The sequence below is a fragment of the Streptomyces sporangiiformans genome, from assembly GCF_005768555.2.
In the GTDB taxonomy this organism is placed as follows: Bacteria; Actinomycetota; Actinomycetes; order Streptomycetales; family Streptomycetaceae; genus Streptomyces; species Streptomyces sporangiiformans.
This window is the reverse complement of sequence record NZ_VCHX02000160.1, coordinates 1-15,915: the sequence shown is the minus strand read 5'-3', so window position 1 is coordinate 15,915 and position 15,915 is coordinate 1. Positions and strand designations below refer to the sequence as shown.

Annotated in this window: 14 protein-coding genes; 2 read left to right on the top strand and 12 right to left on the bottom strand. The window is 69.3% G+C overall.

Features of this window, described 5'->3' with window-relative positions; all coding sequences use genetic code 11:
* Nucleotides 1-37 precede the first annotated feature (37 nt).
* Both FGD71_RS26235 and FGD71_RS26230 read right to left on the bottom strand, forming a co-directional pair.
* Nucleotides 38-505 carry a hypothetical protein gene (locus tag FGD71_RS26235; protein ID WP_119103011.1) on the bottom strand — a complete coding sequence of 156 codons (468 nt, stop codon included), beginning with the start codon at nt 503-505 and terminating at the stop codon, nt 38-40.
* Nucleotides 506-618: 113 nt separating this feature from the next.
* Nucleotides 619-1,200 (bottom strand): class I SAM-dependent methyltransferase, encoded by a 582-nt coding sequence (locus FGD71_RS26230; protein ID WP_119102991.1) that lies wholly within the window; start codon nt 1,198-1,200, stop codon nt 619-621.
* Between the two features lie 669 nt (nt 1,201-1,869).
* Here FGD71_RS26230 and FGD71_RS26225 point away from each other — a divergent pair.
* Nucleotides 1,870-2,547: a DUF4389 domain-containing protein gene (locus FGD71_RS26225; protein ID WP_119102990.1), complete on the top strand. Its 678-nt coding sequence runs from the start codon at nt 1,870-1,872 to the stop codon at nt 2,545-2,547.
* Between the two features lie 85 nt (nt 2,548-2,632).
* Here FGD71_RS26225 and FGD71_RS26220 read toward each other — a convergent pair whose 3' ends face one another.
* From FGD71_RS26220 to FGD71_RS26200, 5 genes are all read right to left on the bottom strand, one after another.
* Nucleotides 2,633-4,420 (bottom strand): S8 family serine peptidase, encoded by a 1,788-nt coding sequence (locus FGD71_RS26220; RefSeq protein WP_240436775.1) that lies wholly within the window; start codon nt 4,418-4,420, stop codon nt 2,633-2,635.
* Between the two features lie 99 nt (nt 4,421-4,519).
* Nucleotides 4,520-5,053: a hypothetical protein gene (locus FGD71_RS47505; protein ID WP_181359277.1), complete on the bottom strand. Its 534-nt coding sequence runs from the start codon at nt 5,051-5,053 to the stop codon at nt 4,520-4,522.
* Nucleotides 5,054-5,358: 305 nt separating this feature from the next.
* A complete protein-coding gene (locus FGD71_RS26210; protein ID WP_119102989.1) occupies nt 5,359-5,751 on the bottom strand; it encodes a VOC family protein in 393 nt (130 codons plus the stop codon).
* 100 nt (nt 5,752-5,851) lie between these two features.
* Nucleotides 5,852-6,430 (bottom strand): RDD family protein, encoded by a 579-nt coding sequence (locus FGD71_RS26205; RefSeq protein WP_119102988.1) that lies wholly within the window; start codon nt 6,428-6,430, stop codon nt 5,852-5,854.
* Nucleotides 6,431-6,516: 86 nt separating this feature from the next.
* Nucleotides 6,517-7,557 carry an NAD(P)-dependent alcohol dehydrogenase gene (locus FGD71_RS26200; RefSeq protein ID WP_119102987.1) on the bottom strand — a complete coding sequence of 347 codons (1,041 nt, stop codon included), beginning with the start codon at nt 7,555-7,557 and terminating at the stop codon, nt 6,517-6,519.
* A 172-nt stretch (nt 7,558-7,729) separates the two neighbouring features.
* Here FGD71_RS26200 and FGD71_RS26195 point away from each other — a divergent pair, with 172 nt between their 5' ends.
* A complete protein-coding gene (locus FGD71_RS26195; RefSeq protein WP_119102986.1) occupies nt 7,730-8,647 on the top strand; it encodes a helix-turn-helix domain-containing protein in 918 nt (305 codons plus the stop codon).
* A 20-nt stretch (nt 8,648-8,667) separates the two neighbouring features.
* Here the strand turns inward: FGD71_RS26195 and FGD71_RS26190 are convergent, their stop codons facing one another.
* The 5 genes from FGD71_RS26190 to FGD71_RS26170 form a co-directional block, all read right to left on the bottom strand.
* Nucleotides 8,668-9,180, bottom strand: a complete 513-nt coding sequence (locus FGD71_RS26190; protein WP_119102985.1) for a hypothetical protein — start codon at nt 9,178-9,180, stop codon at nt 8,668-8,670.
* 118 nt (nt 9,181-9,298) lie between these two features.
* Nucleotides 9,299-10,069: a group II truncated hemoglobin gene (locus FGD71_RS26185; protein WP_119102984.1), complete on the bottom strand. Its 771-nt coding sequence runs from the start codon at nt 10,067-10,069 to the stop codon at nt 9,299-9,301.
* 63 nt (nt 10,070-10,132) lie between these two features.
* Nucleotides 10,133-13,456 carry a S8 family peptidase gene (locus tag FGD71_RS26180; protein WP_240436774.1) on the bottom strand — a complete coding sequence of 1,108 codons (3,324 nt, stop codon included), beginning with the start codon at nt 13,454-13,456 and terminating at the stop codon, nt 10,133-10,135.
* A gap of 145 nt (nt 13,457-13,601) precedes the next feature.
* A complete protein-coding gene (locus tag FGD71_RS26175) occupies nt 13,602-14,285 on the bottom strand; it encodes an ABC transporter ATP-binding protein (RefSeq protein ID WP_119102983.1) in 684 nt (227 codons plus the stop codon).
* Between the two features lie 35 nt (nt 14,286-14,320).
* Nucleotides 14,321-15,790 (bottom strand): ABC transporter permease, encoded by a 1,470-nt coding sequence (locus tag FGD71_RS26170; protein ID WP_119102982.1) that lies wholly within the window; start codon nt 15,788-15,790, stop codon nt 14,321-14,323.
* Nucleotides 15,791-15,915 lie beyond the last annotated feature (125 nt).

The window sequence follows — 15,915 nt, the reverse complement described above, 5'->3', positions numbered from 1 at the left end:
CGGGACCAGCCAGAACGCGTTCCGCTCCCGTCCGGCGTTACGAGTCGTGGGCGCGCCGGGCGCTGCGGGCGAGCCAGGGCGTGAGCGTCGTGTCCACGATCAGTTCCTTGTACGTCTCGTCGCCGGGCAGAGGGACGACGAGCCACTGGCCCGGCGGGAAGAACCGGCCGCGCGTCCGGGCCAGCCCGCCGTACACCGAGTGGAGGAACGCGGGGGCGGAGTCCCGGGGGATGTCGTGGAACTCCACGTTGTCCACGGTGATCCAGGCGTCGTCCTCGGGGAAGAGGCGGACGCTCACCGCCGGTGTGCCGGCCAACTCGACGAAGGCCTCATGCGGCAGTGAGCCGTCGGGGTCGGTGACCGTGAATGCTCCGCTTGCTGTGCGGCGCGAGGTCCGGTCCGCGCCGATGTCATGGGTGACGGTGAACGGCACGCCGTACTCTTCCGCGATCTCGCGTATCGCGGCGACCGCCGCCTCAGTGGTCGGCAGATGCGGATGGCTCACGATCATTCCTCTTCGACGGGAGCTGTGGGACCGGCACCGGGCAGTGGCTAACGCAGGGCAGGACATGTCCACCTCGGCGATCGCCAAACGTGAGGCGGCACCGGCAGATGCGCTCAGGCCCGGTACACCAGCAGGTACCGCCAGAACAGCAGGCGGCGCATGGATGAGCCGGGCAGGAGTCGGGCGGATTCGGCGCGGGTCGCGGCGTACGTCAGCGGGGGCGGCCAGACCAGCGGGACCTCAACCGCCGGGGTGGGCCGGCGCTTGTCCAGCAGCCGGTTCGCCCTGAGGAGGGACAGTGTCGGCAGGGCCCACAGGAAGTCGGTCGCCGTCCTGACCGGATAGAGCCCCAGCACCGCCAGGACACCGCCCGGTGCGAGGGCCTTCCTCAAGGTCAGCACCGTGTCGAACGGCATGTGGTGCAGACTGGCGATGCACGAGATGAAGTCGTAGCGGGAGTCGGGCAGTTGCTCCTCCCGCACGTCGGCCTGACGGTACCTGGGGCCGCCGCCTGCCGCTTGCGCCGCCGCGACGATGTCCGCACTGGCATCCACGCCCTCAACATCCAACCCTCGCTCCGCGAGCAGCCGCGCAAACCGCCCCGTCCCACACCCGACGTCGAGAGCCGACCGTGCCCCGGGCGGCACCTGCTTCAGCAACAGCGGATGGTAGTGATCGTTGAAGTTCAGGCCCATGCGGACGGACCCTATCCACGCCCGCCGGCGGGCACCACGGACTCCGGCACGAAGGTGACGCTTGTCGGCCAGGTCCGACAGGTGCCTGATCGCACAACTCAGAGGGTGAAGTCATGGCTCAGCCGCGCAGTGCGACGAGGAACTGATAGAACGTGAATCCGAATCCTGCGCCCGCCAGGCCCATGCCGATCACTGTCATAAGAGCCATCATGAACTGGAGGTAGGGGGACAGACGGGTGGCGGCTCGGCTCGGTTTGCGCGGGTCGTAGCTGAGCCCGCGACGCCAGCGCCGCAGCGCTGCCGCGCAGCACGAGAACAGGCAGCGAAGGTGTCGTCGTCACGCCCGTATGACCTACGTGACTTGCGAAAGGTTGCGCGCCGGCCCTCGGGACGACCGGCTGATCTCACGGCATCGGCGAAGCGTGACAAGTCGCGGCCTTCCTCCCCCCGTGCGAGTCTGAGTTCATGATCGGGCGGTCAGCTTGGCCGGGTGCCGAGTGCCGTCGTCCTGTTCCCGCTGATCCGGTGGGTGTGTGCGGTGGCTCGGCCTGCCTGCCTCGCGGGCGGTCGCCTCACCCGGCCGCCGGAACGGGGCCCGTTGGCTCATGTGGGTGAAGGCTCTGGCCGGGTGCCCGTCGGGCGGGACGCTCGAAAGGAGATGCGCCCCCCATGATTCCTGTCACCCCGTCACCTGTGCGTATCGAGGCGACTCTGGAGCCTCGGCTGTCCAGATGGCTCTGGCTGGTGAAGTGGCTCCTCGCCATCCCGCACTACATCGTGCTGTGTTTCCTCTGGATCGCATTCGTCCTGGTGACGATCGTCGCGTTCTTCGCCATCCTGTTCACCGCCCGGTATCCGCGGGCCCTCTTCGACTTCAATGTCGGCGTACTGCGCTGGAACTGGCGTGTCAGTTACTACGCCCACACGGCCCTCGGCACCGACCGGTACCCGCCTTTCACCCTCGCGGACGTACCCGACTATCCGGCGCACTTCGATGTCGCCTACCCCGAGCGTCTCTCCCGCGGTCTGGTGCTGGTGAAGTGGTGGCTGCTGGCGATCCCCCAGTACATCGTCGTCGGGATGTTCGTCGGCGGCTGGGGCGAGAGCGAGGACGGCTGGCGCGGCGGCGGCCTGATTCCCTTCCTCTCCCTGGTCGCCGTGGTCATCCTGGCGTTCACCGCCCATTACCCGGGGCACCTCTTCAACTTCCTGCTGGGCCTCGCCCGCTGGGTCGCACGCGTCACCGCCTATGCCGCGTTGATGACCGATCAGTACCCGCCGTTCCGACTCGACATGGGCGGGCTGGACCCGGCGGCGAAGCCCCCGGCCGCCGATTCCGGACCGTGACCGCCGGGGCTCGGGCTTGAACTGAACCTCCACAGAACAATGGCACCCGCCCCGGCAGGGGGCGGGTGCCATTGTTCTGTGGGGACTAACCGGCCATGGACGGGGCGTACGGAGAACCCGCCGGCGCGAGCTGCACTCCGGGGGCCAGGCCGAGGGCGACGAGGGCGTCGGGCAGGCCCCGGCCGACGCGGGCCGCCTCCATCGTGCCCGGGGCGGCGAGCGGACGGCAGCTGGCCGCGATGATCTCGAAGAGATGCTGCACCCGGCCAGGTCCCCGGGGCAGCAACTGGCCGTGGAAGTCCTCGTGGTGGGCGAGGACGAGTGCGGCGAGACCGACGATGTGCGCCGAGGCCGTGCCGGTGCCGTCGAGGGCCGTGTATCCGCCGCGCGGCGAGCACGACAGGACCGCCACTCCGGGGGCGGCCGCGTCGACGCCGGAGCCGTAGCAGCTGAACGGCGCGGCGAACAGGCCTTCCGGTGTCAGCTGCGGGCCCGTGTGGGTGGCTTGGGACGAGTCCGGCGGATAGGAGCCGAAGACTCCCAGCGCGCCCACGGTGAACACGGTCGGCAGCGTGCCCGGGAAGGAGACCGGTCCGGCGGTGTCGCCCGCGGGGGCGACGCAGGCGATACCCGCCGCGTTGGCGTCGGCGAGTTTGCGTGACACCAGCGCCGACGCGTACGGGGTCGCCACCGCGATGTGGGCGATGTCCACCTCGTGTTCGACGCAGTGGTCCAGAGCGGCGATCAGGTCGCTGAAGCAGCCGTCCGGCAGCACCTGACAGACCTCGATGTCGGCGTCGACCGCGATGCCGATGATGCCCTTGCCGGTGTCGGCCCCGGCGATGATGCCCGCCGCGTGGGTACCGGTGCCCACCGTGTCCTGGGTCCAGCCCTCCTCCGTGCCGCGGACGACATCGACCCCCGAGCGCACCCGTTGCTTCAGGTCGGGGTGCTCGGCGGCGACACCCGAACCGATGACCGCGACCCTGACCCCGAAGGCACGGAAGGTGGGAGGCAACGGATCCAGCCGCATGGCCTGCTGGCCCCAGCCGTACTGCTGCCGGTCGGCCAGCCCCGGGTACACCTCGGCCAGCGGTGTGAGGGTGACCAGGTTCTCCCTGGTCACCGACAGGTCGGGGCGGTTGATCCAGCGGTCCGCGTACCCGTCCGCGGGCCGGACATACAGGGACTGGACGGACTCCGCAGTCTCCGTGGTCAGCGTAACGGTGACCCTCCCGTCGGCCCCGGTGGTGCCCTGAGCCGGCCATGACGCCCCGATCAGGAACACCCCCGCGCCGGCCAGTGGTTCGCCCTTCGGGTCGCAGACCCGCAGCGAGATCTCCACGGGTTCGTCCAGCGGCATGACCAGCCCCGGGTCGCGGAGCGGCAGGATCGCCGCGGTCGGCATGGCGACGGGTCCGATGCCGGTCCCGGTTCCGGACAGGGGCAGGTCCGGCTCGATGTGTACGTGCAAAGACCTCATCGCCGGCACCTGGGCCCCGGCCGCCTCGACGACCGCGATCTCCGGACAGGAGGGGTGCAGTCCGGCCGACTGGAGCTTCTCCGACGGCCGGAGTCTTCGGATCACCTTGACCTCGGGCATCCGGTCCAGCCGGTCGCACACCGCGTCCATGCTGAGTTCGGTCACTCCTGGCGGGAGCAGATGCTGCGGCAGCGGTGTCACCATGTACCGCTCCCGGCGCGGTTCCACCGGGAGCGGTGACTGCGCGCCTTTCTTGCGTGGCTCCGTCTGCCTGCCCTCGGATCCGGGCCCAGCCGTTCCCGCACCCTCGGCCCCGCTCTCGCGGCTGTTTCCGGGCCTTTCCTTGACCATCACGTCCACCTTCACCACGCCTACGTCCTGAGTCGTCACTAGTGCTCCTGATGGGGCGACGGGGCAGCTCGCGCTTCCACGGTGATGCGGTGTGCCCGGGGCACTGCCCCTGGCACACCGCATCAGGCCGCCCGAACGTCAGCCCATGCCCCCGAACGGCATGCCCGTCTGGAAGCCGAAGCCGGGCTGCTGCTGGTACTGCGGGTACTGCTGGCCGAACCCGCCGCCGAACATCTGGCCCTGCTGACCCTGACCCTGGCCGTACTGGCCCTGCTGACCCTGGCCGTACTGGCTCTGCTGGCCCTGCTGGCCCTGCTGGCCCTGCTGGCCCTGCTGGCTCTGCTGGAGCAGCGCCACGATCGCGGTCGGCAGCGCCTGCTGCACGGACTGTTCCACGGCGTGCCGGATCCCGGAGTGCAGCGAGCGGTGGAGCGCGAGCGCGAGGTACGGGTGCGCCTGGTGGGCCATGCCCTGCTGCTGGAGCTGCTGCTGGATCTGCTGGATCTGCTGGAACGTGTGCTGCACTTGCTGCGCGACCTGCTGGGCCGTCTGCTGACAGGCCTGCTGGATGGCCTGCTGGACCATCTGGGCGATCTGCTGCTGCTGCCCGAACTGCGGCTGGCCGAACTGCTGTTGGCCGAACTGCTGGGGAGTACCGGTCATCACCGACATGAAAAGCTCCAATTCGATGCCACCAAGGGAAGGCCGATATAAGGGGCACATCGGCCTTATCGGGTAACCCGACATCCCGAAGCTAAGTTGGTGTCGGCTCAGCCGCCATCGGACGACCGGCACCCGTGTGAGCATCCCGATCGGCATATCGACTCGACCGGCACACGGGGCGCCCGGCAGCCCAGGGCCGGCGGTACGGCGCCGTGCCGAGTGGCCGTCCAGGGGGCGCGACTCACAGTCGACGGACCCACGCCGCCGACCGGGTGATCACCGCCGCCGGCCGCCCGGTGCGCCGGGAGGCACTCCTACGCGGACTCGTCACCGCTGCCGTAAGGCCTGGTCAGGATCTCCAGGTTGTGGCCGTTGGGGTCGTCGAAGTACGTGCCGCGGCCGCCGTCGTTCCTGTTGATCTCGTTGACGCGGCGGTGGAACGGGTCCGCCCAGTACGTCAGGCCGGCGGCCTGGATGCGGGCGAAGACCGCGTCGAAGTCGTCCTCCGAGACCAGGAACGCGTAGTGCTGCGGCGCGATGGGGTCGTCGGCGTCCATGTAGTCGAGAGTGACGCCGTTGGGTATCTGGACCGGGATGAACGGGCCGTACGGCGGGCTCACCTCCAGGCCGAGGACGTCGGCGAGGAACTGGGCCGAGGCCTTCTTGTCGTGGGCGGCGACGATGGTGTGGTTCAGCTCGACGGTCATCGTACGGACCTCCTCGGCTTGCCGTCGTGACACTTCCACGCTAAGGGCCGCTACGACGGAAGGCAGCTCACGGGCTCGACCACCCCACCCGGCGGTGCGCCTACGCGGCTGCAGCGAGGTCCTTGCGGCGTACGTACCGCAGACCGCATATCCCTTCGTACAGATCGCCGTCCTCGTTGTCGCCGACCGTGCCGCGGGACACACGGCCGGTGAGGAACGATATCCACGAGCGGAGCCAGTAGTACGGCTGGAGCGGCAGCCAGCACAGGCCGGAGAGCCAGCGCCAGATGAGGCGGAACGGGCCGGGGCGGCGGCCGTCGGCGGCACGGACCACGCGGACGCCGCTGATCAGCTTGCCCACGCTCGCCCTCGTCATCAGGGTCAGCAGCACCTGGTTGGCGAAGGAGACACCGGCGAGGACACCGACATGCACGCCGAGCTCGGCACCCGTGGGCAGCCCCGGGAGCCACGCGCCCTTGTCGAGCGTCGCCGCCACGCCGTACCAGACGGACCAGGCGAGGACCGCGTCCAAGGTCACGGCGCAGATACGCCGCACGTCGCTCGCCTGCCGCGGCACGGCGGACCGCGCCAACCTCAGGTTGCCGTAGGCCTGTTGATGCGCCTGACCGTACGGCACGGGCACGGCGTACGCGCTCTGATTCCCCCGTGGATCATGCATGCGGCCATCATGCACGACCCCACTGACAACGCCGGGGCCGGAACCGTGTCACCGGCCCCGGCCCTCACCGAACCACCACGGGAACGTCAGATCGTCGCCGTGTCGATCACGAAGCGGTACCGCACGTCACTCGACAGCACCCGCTCGTACGCGTCGTTGATCTCGGAGGCACTGATCAGCTCGATCTCGGCGCCCAGACCGTGCTCGGCGCAGAAGTCCAGCATCTCCTGGGTCTCGCGGATGCCGCCGATGCCGGAGCCCGCGAGGGTCTTGCGGCCGGCTATCACGGAGAACAGGTTGATCGAGACGGGCTCCTCGGGGGCGCCCACGTTCACGAAGGCACCGTCCGTCTTCAGCAGAGACAGGAATACGTTCAGATCCAGCGGGGCCGAGACGGTCGACAGGATCAGGTCGAAGGAACCCCGCAGGTCCTCGAAGGTCTTCGGGTCGCTGGTCGCGTAGTAGCGGTCGGCCCCCAGCTTCAGGCCGTCGTCCTTCTTGCGCAGGGACTGCGACAGGACGGTCACCTCGGCGCCGAGCGCGTGCGCGATCTTGACGCCCATGTGGCCGAGACCGCCCATGCCGAGGACGGCGACCTTCTTTCCGGGGCCGGCGTTCCAGTGCCTGAGCGGGGAGTACGTGGTGATACCGGCGCACAGCAGCGGCGCGGCGACATCGAGCGCGAGACCGTCGGGGATCCGCACGACGAAGTTCTCGTCGACGACGATCTTCTCGGAGTAGCCGCCGTAGGTGGGCTCACCGTTCTTGTCGAGGGCGTTGTACGTACCGACGTTGCCCTTGAGGCAGTACTGCTCGAGGCCCGCCTCGCAGTTCTCGCACGCGCGGCACGAGTCGACCATGCAGCCGACGCCCACGCGGTCGCCGACGGCGAACCTGGTCACGCCGGAGCCGGCCTCGGTGACGATGCCGGCGATCTCGTGGCCCGGGACCATCGGGAACATCGCCTCGCCCCAGCCCTCGCGGGCCTGGTGGATGTCGGAATGGCAGATACCGGCGAACTTGATCTCGATCAGGACATCGTGCTCACCGACCGGGCGACGCTCGATCGTGGTGCGCTCCAGCGGAGCCTTGGCGGCGGGCGCGGCGTACGCGGCAACAGTGGTCATGCTGGACTTCTCCCGGTGACTGGTTCCGTGCCCGGCGAGCCTTCGGCCCGGGCACGATCACCAGCCTGCGCCTGCGCGCGACGTTTACCCAGGCCACGGTTGTGCCTACGTCCACTGGTCCTACTACTGGCGGGGTTACGTTCACAGGCGTACGACCGTGAATACTTGAAGCATGGATGAACAGCGCTCTGGGGCGACCGCGGACGAGGCGGGCGGGTCGCTGGACCGGCGTGCCGAGCTCAGCGAGTTTCTGCGATCCCGCCGGGCCCGGCTGAAGCCGGAGGACGTCGGGTTGCCGGACTTCGGGCGGCACCGCCGGGTACCGGGGCTGCGGCGCGAGGAGCTGGCGCAGCTGGCCGGGGTGTCCGTCGCGTACTACACGCGGCTGGAGCAGGGCAACGGGCGGAACGTGTCGGCGGAGGTGCTCGACGCGATCGCGCGCGCCCTGCGCCTGACGGACGCCGAGCACGCGCATCTCACGCATCTCGCGAAGCCGAAGCGGCACAAGAAGAAGCCGTCGGCCCGGCAGCAGCAGGTGCGGGTGTCGCTGCGCGAGCTGATCGACACCTTCGACAACGTGCCCGCGTACGTCGTGGGACGGCGCTCCGAGATCCTCGTCTGGAACCGGATGGCCGCTGCCGTCTTCGGCGACTGGTCGGAGCTGCCGCCGCAGGAGCGGAACTGGGCGCGGATGGTGTTCCTCAGGCCCGAGTACCGCGAGCTGTTCGTGGACTGGGACCAGAAGGCGTCCGACATAGTGAGCATCCTGCGCATGGACGCGGGCTGCCATCCCGACGATCCGCGTCTGTCGGCCCTCGTCGGTGAGCTCTCCGTGAAGAGCGAGGAGTTCCGGCGGCTCTGGGCCACGCATGACGTCAAGGAGAAGAGCCACGGGGCGAAGCGGCTGCATCACCCGCTGGTCGGTGAGCTGACGCTCTCCTTCGAGTCGTTCAAGCTCGTCGACGACGACGAGCAGTCGATGATCACTTACCACGCCGAGCCGGGCTCGGCCTCCGCGGAGGCGCTGCGGCTGCTGGCCAGCTGGGGCACGGACGCGATCAGCGCGGGCACGACAGCACCCCAGGCGTGACACCCCGGTCTCGCCCGGTCTCAGTCCTCGACGCCCAGGTCCTCGCGCATCAGCCGCCGCATGGCGGACAGCGCGGGCTCGGCCTCCTTCAGGTCCACCAGCGCCCGCTCGGGACTCTCGCCCTCCCGGGCCATCCCCCGGTCGAGCCGCTTGACCACGGCATCGGTGCCCGCGAGGACGTGGTTCACCGCGCGCGAGGCTTCCAGGATCCGCTCCGGCACGATCATCTGTGCCTCGGCGTACCGGTCCCGGTAGTCGCGGCGCGCTTCCTCCAGCTGGTCGCGGTCCTGACCGGTGTAGACGCCGTCACGGATGCGGTGCAGGGCGTCCTTGAGGAGCGTGTGGAACTGGCGCGAGGAACGGTTCATCGCCGTGTACGCGGTACGGCGCTCCTCGAACCGCTGCCTGCGCTCGGCGCTTTCGGCGTCCTCGGCCCGCTGCCGCGCCGTGAGCCGCTGGCTGAGCACGGGCGCGAAGAGCGTACCGAGGACTCCCACGACGGCGGTGATCATGGCGGTCACGGCGGCGGTCATGGCGTGACCCTAATGGACCCGTGATCCTTGGTTCACCCCTGATCCCCGGCTCACCCTGATCCGTGGCTCACCCTGATCACCGGCTCACCCTGATCCGTGTTTCACCCTGATCCGCGGTTCACCCCCGGAACGGCGGAGCCGCCCCCCACGTCCACTTCGGCACCGGCTGCTCCGCCGGCGGCTTCGCGTCCGGGCCCGAGAAGTACACCGCGAGCCGCGTGCCCCACTCCGCGTACGCGACGAACGCCGAGCGGAACTCGGCGTCGGTCGGCAGGCCCGCCTCGTCCGCCGCGTCCTGGAGGAGGTTGACCCAACGGCGGCGCTGCGCCTCCGTGATGCCCTTGCCCAGGTGCTTGGCGACCATGTGGCCGTGGCCGCCCTGCGTCTCGGAGTAGGCCGCCGGGCCGCCGAACACCTCCCCCAGCCAGAGCGCCACATGGGCCGCGTGCTCGGGCGCGAGACCGGCGAAGACGGGCGCGAGGACGTCGTCCTCGATCACCTTGTCGTAGAAGACCTCGGTGAGCCGCGCGAAGGCCTCGGCGCCGCCCGCCCAGGCGTACAGCGTCGGTACGGACCCGCCCGTGCCGCGTACGGTGGTCGGCTTGTAGTGGCGCATCTCCTCGATGTGGCCGACGTAAGGGCGGATCTCGGCGAGGAACGCGGAGAACAGCTCCGACTTACGGAATCCCTCGATGTGGTCCTCGGTCGAGGTCCAGGTGATGCGCAGGACGAAGTGTTCGAAATCCTCCTCGCAGCGCGACAGCTCGTAGTCGATGCACTGCTCGGCCGCGGCGAGTTGGGCGGCGGCCCGGGTGTAGGCGGCCAGGAACTCCGCCGACTGCTGCTCGGGAATGCGGTACCGGATGTATTCGACGGTGTGGGCAGTCATGGGGCCACAGAAACACGGACGCCCGCCGGAAGGGGCACTTCCGGCGGGCCGTTCGCTATTGGCTCACTTCCCGTAGTACGCGTTGTAGATCGAGATCGTCGACTTGTTCCCCTTCTTGTCGGCGATCTTGGCGTGGAACGAGATGGCCTCGCCCTTCGCCGGGTTCTTCACACTGATCCTGCCGTTGTCGACGGAGACCTTCTTCCAGGTCTGGCCGTAGTCGTACGACACGTACACCAGCAGCGACTTGAGGTTCTTGCCCGCGGCCGCGCCCTGGACGGTGACCGGGACCGAGACCTTCTTGCCGGCCGTGACCCTGCTGTCGAGCCCGACGGCCGCGTTGAAGCGGACCATGGAGGCCGGCAGCTTGGCGCTGGTGACCTTCTTGGAGCGGAAGGTCCAGCTGGCGTCGATGCGGGTGGAGGCCGCGGCGACCTTGACGCTGCGCTTGACCGAGGTCGTCAGCTTGTACGTGGCCTCGGCGGCCGGCACCTTGAACTTCTCCCCGCCGAACAGCGGGTCGTCGTTCGAACCGACCTTGGTGCCGTTGCGGTACAGCGTCGTGTTGACCGAGGTGAAGAGCGAGGAGCCCGCGTGCGTCTTGCCGTCGGCGAACAGCGGCACGACGCCGGAGATGTTGTTGCCCCTGCGGAAGAGGCCGTACTCGGAGCCGAGGCGCGGACCGAAGACGGCCGTGTTGAAGACCTTCTCGTACTTCTTGCCCGCCTTGAAGGCCTGCGCGTTGCCGAGCGTGTAGGAGGCCTCGGTGATCGGGAAGCCGTCCGCGTCGACACCGCCGGACTGCTCGAAATCAAGGCCCCACTTCACGCCGTTCGCCGTGGACAGGTACAGCGTCCGGGTGCTGGGCAGCGGCTGGAGCACACTGATCGAGGAGGCGATCACGCTGCCGGGCAGCCAGCCCACGGCCGAGACACCGCCCTTCTTGCCGCTTGCCGCGCCACCGAGGCCGACCTTCACCGTGGCCAGTTCGCTCGCCTTGTAGTGCTTGGTGTAGCCCGTGGCGAGCTGCTTGACCTTGCCGCCGGCGATGGTGTCGTACTGCTCGCCGTCCTTGGCCCAGTGGCCTCCCCACTGCTGGAACAGGGTGCCGTCGGTGATCTGCGGACCGAGGTGTGCGGTATGGAAGTTGGCGTAGGTGTCCAGGAACCAGCCGTACGTGTAGGTGCCGCCCGGCACCTCGACCGTGTAGTCCGGTGACGCGAACTCGGACTTGGCGTCCTTGTCGGGCACGGTGATGTCGACCGGCTTCGCGGTCCGCGCGTCCACCGTGAGCGTGGTGTTCTTCGTGATGCTCAGCTTCGGCTGGGCGATCCAGTCGATGCCCTTGGCGGCGTCCTCCGGATCCGCGAAGACGGAGCTGTTGAAGAGGTAACCGCCCTTGGGCACGCGGATCTTGACGGTGCCGGACTCGTCGTACGGCATGTACGCCTTGTCCCGAGCGAGGCCGGAGACCCCGCTCAGGTCGGCGTTGTAGTACTGGGCCGGCTTGCCGTCACGGTCGATGAACTTCAGGGTGAGGTCGTACGACTCCACCTCCCGCTGCACCGCCGCCGCCGTACGCACGGTCTGGCCGCCGCCGGTCGCGGTCACATACGCGGAGTAGGCGCCGTCCGTCGTACCGCCGAGTTTGGTGTTGGCGGTGAGGTCGGCGGAGGCCGTGCCGCCGGCCGGGACGGTCAGCGTCTTGGCGCCGAGGGTGAAGAATCCGGCCGGGGCGGCCTGGCCCTTCGGGTTGGTGGCCGCGACGGACAGGTTCAGGGTGACGTCGGTCGTGCCGAGGTTCTTGTACGTCACCTTCTTCGTGACCGGGGTGTCGTCGGTGTGCGGCCACTGCTGGATGCCGAAGCCGACCGACGAGGGGTTGGCGATCACGGACTGCTTGAGGGCCTTGTCGACCTGGATGCGGCCCGAACCCTGCTGGAACGGCGTGTACTTGCCGCCCTTCGCGGAGCCGGTCAGCGCGCCCTTGAGCTCGGTGTACGTCCACTGCGGGTGCTGCTGCTTCAGGATCGCCGCCGCGCCCGCGACGTGCGGGGTCGCCATCGACGTACCGGAGATGGTCAGGTAGCCGTCCGGCTTCTGGCCGACCTCCTGCTCGATGACGCTGCCCGGAGCCGCGGCGGCGGTGATGTCCACGCCGGGCGCGGTGACGTCCGGCTTGAGGGCGCCGTCGAGGCCGGGGCCACGGCTGGAGAAGGGCGCCAGCTTGTCCTTGTCGTCGACGGCGCCCACGGTGAGCGCGGCCTCCGCGCTGCCGGGAGAGCTGACCGTCTGCTCGCCGAACTCGCCGTCGTTGCCCGCCGCGATCGCGAAGAGGATGCCCTTCTCGGCGGACAGCTTGTTGACCTGGGCCTCCATCGGGTCCACCGCGGGGGTGTCGCCGCCGCCCAGGCTGAGGTTGACGACGTCGGCGCCCTGCTCGGCGGCCCAGTCCATGCCCGCGATGATGCCCGAGTCGTCGCCGGAGCCGGTGTCGTCGAGCACCTTGCCGTTGAGCACCTTCGCGCCTGGTGCGACGCCCTTGTACTTGCCCGCCGACTTGGCGCCCGTACCGGCCGCGATGGACGCGACGTGCGTGCCGTGGCCGAACTTGTCGCTCGTGCTCGTGGTCGGGGTGAAGTTCTTCTCCGCGACGACCTGGTCCTTGAGGTCCGGGTGGGTCGCGTCGACTCCGGTGTCGAGTACGGCGATCTTGACGCCCTTGCCGTCGTAGCCGGCCGCCCACGCCTTGTCGGCGCCGATCTGCGGGACGGACTTGTCGAGGCTGGCCTTGCGGACCCCGTCGAGCCAGACGTGGGCGACGCCGGAGGCGGTTTTCGCGCCGCCGTCCCGCGCGTCGGTGACCGCGGTCCACAGGTCGCCCGCGTCGTCCTTGGGCGTCAGCACGGCTTGGGCGTTGAGGGTCTTGAGGGTTCGGCGGACCTGGGTGTCACCGGCGTCGCGTACGTCCGCCTTGGCCTGCGTGGCGGCGCCCCGGTAGCCGACGATCACCTTGAGGCCCTGCTTCTGGGCCTTGCGGTTCGCGGACTTGTTGAGCTCGGTGATGTCGAAGAGCCGCCGGTCGAGCTTGCCGGTGGCGATCAGACGCGCCGCGTCGGCCGGTACGACGAGGGTGTGCCCGTCGGCCTTGCGGACCTGGACGGGTATCCCCTCGCGGCCCTTCGCGTGCTCCAGGCCGACGACGCGGCCCTTCGCGTCGACGACGACACGGTCGCCGGTGATCAGGGTGATGCGGTGCTTGGCGGAGTACTGAGCGGCGGCCCCATCGGCCGTGCTCTCCGCCTTGGCCGACGCCGGGTTGGTCATTCCCGCCGCCAGGGCCACGGTCGCGGCCGTGGCGATCGTGGCCGCGCACGCTCTCTTCACTTGTCTTCGCAAGTCTCCCCCTGGAGATGAAGTCCGGACGAAATCCCCTTCATCCGGCCGGGGAAAGGCTCGAACGCATGCGCGCACGCCCCCGGAATACGCAGTATGCCGGGGGGCTTACGGGTGCTCAATAGTGAGGCGGCTGCTAGGAGTTGGCGTTCTCCTGAACCGTGATGCGCCCCTGGCGGATGGTCACGAGCCGCGGAGCCCTCTTCGCGATCGTCGAATCGTGGGTGACCATGATGAAAGTGAGTCCGTGTTCCTTCCACAGGGACTCGAGCACCTCCATGATCTCGTCGCGCATGGACTCGTCGAGATTTCCGGTCGGTTCGTCGGCGAGCAGCACCTTCGGCTGTTTCACCAGCGCGCGGGCGATGGCGACACGCTGCTGCTGGCCGCCGGACAGCTCGGCCGGCAGATGCCCGAGCCGCTCGGCGAGTCCCACGGACTCCAGTGCCGCCGCGGCCCGTTCACGCCGCTGCCTGCCCTGCACTTTCAGGGGGACGAGGGCGGTTTCCACGTTCTCCAGGGCGGTGAGCGTGGGAATGAGGTTGAAGCTCTGGAAGACGAATCCGATGTTCTCGCTGCGCACCTTGGTGAGTTTGGACTCGGACAGGGTGGCCAAATCCGTGCCGTCGAACACGACACTGCCCGAGGTGGGCCGGTCGAGCCCGCCGAGCATCTGCAGAAGGGTGGACTTGCCGCCGCCGGTGGGGCCCTGGATGACCAGGCGGTCGCCGTCCCCGATGGTCAGGTCTACGCCGTCGAGCGCGTCGACGGTTTCCTTGCCCCGCGTGTAGCGCTTGGTGACGTCTCTGAGTTCGTACATGGTGCAACTCCTGGTGTGTGGATGCGGCTCGGCTGCTACTCGACGCGGCGCAGGGCGTCCGCGGGACGCAGCCGGGAGGCGCGCCAGCCGCCGAAGGCGCCCGCGATCAGTCCGCCGGTGACGGCGAGGCCGACCGCCATGGCGATGGTCGCGAGGCTGACGGGAGCCGTCAGCGCGACGTCCAGGGCCTTGGTCGCGGCCTGCCGGGCGGCATCGCCCATGGGGCCGGGGCCGCCGCCACCGGGGCCGCCCGGCCCTCCGCCCGTGGCGCCGATGTCGGCCCGCAGGGTGGGGCTGATCGCCGTGACGAGGTACGCGCCGCCGAGGCCGAGTGCGATGCCGAGGGCGCCGCCGACCAGACCGTTGACGAGGGCCTCACCGACGACCTGCCGGGTGACGCGCCCCGACTTCCAGCCGAGCGCCTTGAGGGTGCCGAACTCGCGTACGCGCCGGGAGACGGCCGAGGAGGTGAGCAGCCCCGCCACCAGGAAGGCGGCCACGAGCACCGCGATGGACAGCCACTTACCGACGTTCGAGGCGAGGTCGGAGGCGGTGGAGAGGGAGCCGGAGACGGTGTCCGCGAGATCGGCGGAGGTCGTGACCGTCGTACCGTCGACGTTCTTCTGGATGGCCGACTTCACGGCGCCGATCGCTTGCGAGTCGGACGCCTTGACGTAGATCGTGGTGACCTTGTCCTTGGAGTCGCTCAGCGTCTGTGCCTGCTTGAGCGGGATGTAGAGGTTGGCGGCCGCGTCCCCGCTGTCGGGGGTGGCGATACCGATGACCTCGAACTTGACGCCCTTGATGGTGACGGTGTCGCCGAGTTCGAGCTTCTTCTGCTTGGCGTAGGAGCTGTCGGCGACGACGACCTCGGCGGCGGTCTCGGACGTCTTGAACGTACGACCGCTGGTGATCTTCGAGGAGGTCAGCGGGCCGAGCCCGGGCTTGGTGACGTCGGTGCCGTACACGGAGTAGCTGTTGACGTCGAAGTCGGCGCCGCCGCCCTCGACGCGGCCCTGTGGCCCGCCGCTGGGAGCGGCGCCGGGCCCACCGCCCTGCTGGTCGCCGCCGTTCTGGTCCTGCTGGAACTCGCCCTGCCGGAACTGGCCGCTGACCTTGAGGACCTGCAGGCTCAGCCCGCCGACGGCGTCCGATACGCCGCTCTGTGCGCCGACCTTGGAGACCGTCGCGGCGGACAGGGTCTGGAAGCCCTGCACCATGACCCGGTCGCTGCTCTGCTCCTCGTCGGAGTCATTGCCCTGGGCGTCGAATTGGAAGCGCGGGCGCTCGCCGCCGTCCGCCCCGGCCTGTGCCGCCTTGGTGACGGTCATGTCCGTGCCCAGGCCGTACAGGGACTGGAGGACCTTGCCCTGCGCCTTCTCCATGCCGGACGAGACGGAGCTGACGACGATGACGAGCGCGATGCCGAGCGCCAGACCGGAGGCGACGACGAGGGCCGCCTTTCTGCGGCGGCGCAGTTCGCGCCTCAGGTAGGTGAAGAACATGGCCGCAAGGTAGGTACGGCACGTGATGGCGGGATAAGGCAGGCATAAGAGAGTGATGAGAAGGCTGTGGCGAGCCTGGGGAACCTGTGAGAACGCCGATGGCGTCGGCCGCCCCCGGTGTGGGG

Coding starts and splice junctions, on each gene's coding strand:
- FGD71_RS26230 (WP_119102991.1), bottom strand. CDS start 1,200: ATGGGCCTGAACTTCAACGATCACTACCATCCGCTGTTGCTGAAGCAG.
- FGD71_RS26225 (WP_119102990.1), top strand. CDS start 1,870: ATGATTCCTGTCACCCCGTCACCTGTGCGTATCGAGGCGACTCTGGAG.
- FGD71_RS47505 (WP_181359277.1), bottom strand. CDS start 5,053: ATGTCGGTGATGACCGGTACTCCCCAGCAGTTCGGCCAACAGCAGTTC.
- FGD71_RS26210 (WP_119102989.1), bottom strand. CDS start 5,751: ATGACCGTCGAGCTGAACCACACCATCGTCGCCGCCCACGACAAGAAG.
- FGD71_RS26205 (WP_119102988.1), bottom strand. CDS start 6,430: ATGCATGATCCACGGGGGAATCAGAGCGCGTACGCCGTGCCCGTGCCG.
- FGD71_RS26200 (WP_119102987.1), bottom strand. CDS start 7,557: ATGACCACTGTTGCCGCGTACGCCGCGCCCGCCGCCAAGGCTCCGCTG.
- FGD71_RS26195 (WP_119102986.1), top strand. CDS start 7,730: ATGGATGAACAGCGCTCTGGGGCGACCGCGGACGAGGCGGGCGGGTCG.
- FGD71_RS26190 (WP_119102985.1), bottom strand. CDS start 9,180: ATGACCGCCGCCGTGACCGCCATGATCACCGCCGTCGTGGGAGTCCTC.
- FGD71_RS26185 (WP_119102984.1), bottom strand. CDS start 10,069: ATGACTGCCCACACCGTCGAATACATCCGGTACCGCATTCCCGAGCAG.
- FGD71_RS26175 (WP_119102983.1), bottom strand. CDS start 14,285: ATGTACGAACTCAGAGACGTCACCAAGCGCTACACGCGGGGCAAGGAA.
- FGD71_RS26170 (WP_119102982.1), bottom strand. CDS start 15,790: ATGTTCTTCACCTACCTGAGGCGCGAACTGCGCCGCCGCAGAAAGGCG.